We start from the raw sequence: 1314 nt of genomic DNA, 5'->3' as shown, positions 1-1314 counted from the left end.
TGTTGGATGTCACTGAGAACTGACCCAGCGGCGATAGGAAATGTCACTGAGAACTGACCCATGTGGAACCCTCCCCCTGACGGGATTTGTCGGGGGTCATTGGAGTGATCGACATGGATATTTTGAGCGTCATTCGACGTTGGGCACTTCGGGATAAGTTGCCCATCCGTGAGATTTCGCGGCGGACTGGTCTGTCGCGCAATACTATCAGGCGTTACCTGCGTGCCGGGATCGTCGAGCCCAAGTTCAACGTGCCGTCGCGGCCGAGCAAGCTCGACGCATACGCGGAGAAGTTGTCGGGCTGGTTGCTGGCCGAACAGCGCAAGTCGCGCAAGGAGCGGCGGACGGCAAAGCAGATGCACGCGGATCTGGTTCAGCTGGGATTCGACGGCTCCTACGAGCGGGTCTCAGCCTTTGTCCGCGCCTGGAAATCGGACCGGCAGCGGGCGCAGAGCACGACGGATCGCGGGACATTCGTGCCTCTGGTGTTCAAGCCGGGCGAGGCCTTCCAATTCGATTGGAGCGAAGATTACGCGATCATCGGGGGCGAACGGACCAAGCTGCAGGTCGCACACGTCAAGCTGTCGCATAGCCGCGCGTTTCTGGTCAGGGCGTATTTGCTGCAGACACATGAGATGCTGTTCGACGCGCACTGGCATGCGTTCAGGGTCTTCGAAGGCGTGCCGGGCCGTGGGATCTACGACAACATGCGCACGGCGGTCGACCGCGTGGGTGTCGGCAAGAAGCGCGACGTGAATGCGCGCTTCACAGCGATGACCAGCCACTACGTGTTCGAACCCGACTTCTGCAACCCGGCGGCGGGATGGGAGAAGGGCCAAGTCGAGAAGAACGTCCGCGATGCGCGCAGCCGGATGTGGCAGGTGATGCCCACCTTCCCTGATCTCGATGCGCTCAACTGCTGGCTGGAAGAACGGTGCAAGGCGCTGTGGGTCGAGACCGTACATGGCGGCTTGCCCGGGAGCATCGACGATGTCTGGCAAGCGGAGAAGCCTTCGCTGATGCCGTTGCCCACGGCGTTCGACGGCTATGTCGAGCAAAGCAAGCGGGTGTCCCCAACCTGCCTGATCACGTTTGATCGCAATCGCTACTCTGTGCCTGCCAGCTTTGCGAACCGGCCCGTCAGCCTGCACATCTACCCCGAACGGCTGGTTGTCGTTGCCGAAGGACATGTCGTCTGCGAGCACCAGCGCATCATTGAAAGGTCGCACCGGCAACCGGGCCGCGTCATCTATGACTGGCGCCATTACCTTGCCGTGGTCCAGCGCAAGCCGGGCGCGCTTCGCAACGGCGCCC

Annotated in this window: 1 protein-coding gene; it reads left to right on the top strand. The window is 61.8% G+C overall.

The genetic code is table 11. The features are described 5' to 3' along the window. Positions 1-113: 113 nt before the first annotated feature. Positions 114-1314, top strand: a 1201-nt coding sequence (gene istA, locus VK682_RS27190) for an IS21 family transposase (RefSeq protein ID WP_324782988.1), incomplete at its 3' end; no start/stop codon positions are given.

It is taken from the genome of Salipiger marinus (assembly GCF_035481585.1).
Lineage (GTDB): Bacteria > Pseudomonadota > Alphaproteobacteria > Rhodobacterales > Rhodobacteraceae > Salipiger > Salipiger marinus.
This window is presented reverse-complemented; position numbering and strand designations above follow the sequence as displayed.